The organism is Clavibacter lycopersici, assembly GCF_003576405.1.
GTDB classification, from domain to species: Bacteria; Actinomycetota; Actinomycetes; order Actinomycetales; family Microbacteriaceae; genus Clavibacter; species Clavibacter lycopersici.
Genome location: NZ_QWGT01000514.1, coordinates 1 through 593, shown reverse-complemented (window position 1 = coordinate 593; position 593 = coordinate 1). Strand labels below are relative to the sequence as shown.

At 74.9% G+C, this 593-nt stretch carries 1 protein-coding gene; it reads right to left on the bottom strand.

The window, feature by feature from the left end; all coding sequences use genetic code 11:
* Window positions 1-466, bottom strand: a 466-nt coding sequence (locus tag DZG00_RS16280; RefSeq protein WP_119455864.1) for a DUF1775 domain-containing protein, incomplete at its 3' end; no start/stop codon positions are given.
* Window positions 467-593 lie beyond the last annotated feature (127 nt).

The following is a 593-nucleotide window of genomic DNA, read 5'->3' as shown; positions in this document are numbered from 1 at the left end:
AGCCCTGGTGCGCGGGGAGCATGATGCTGCCGGTGTCGGGCACGGGCCCGACCGAGACCGTGAACCGCTGGAACTCGCCGGACTCGAGGCCCACGCCGTCGTCGGCGGTCCAGGTGACCTCGACGGGCGCGTCCGTGATGGTCGCGTCGTCCGTCTTCACGGGGGTGTCGAGCTTCTCGGTGGTGACCTTCGCGGTCCAGCCGGGAACGGGCTCGGTGGACAGGCTCGAGAAGGGCGTGTCCTTCGGCAGGTCGACCGTGACGCTCGTGGTCGTCGCGGTCGCGGACTCGGTGGGGACCTTGAAGGTCAGCGTGCTGTAGCTGCCGGCGGCCGCCTGGTCGGGCGAGACGCGCACGTGCGCGGAGGCCGCGAGGGGCACGGCGACGGCGAGCGCGACGCCGCCGACGAGCGCGGTGGCCGAGCGGAGGATCCGGCGGCGGGAGGAGGAGGGGGATGGGTTCTTCATGGCTGGTGTCCTGTTCCGGGCCGTGCGGAGCGGCCCCGGGAGCGGACGCGGCGGTGCCGGCGTCCGGTGGGGAGATGAGAGGGGCGGGCGATGCGCGGGGCAGCGCGCCGCGGCGCGAGCGGGCGCG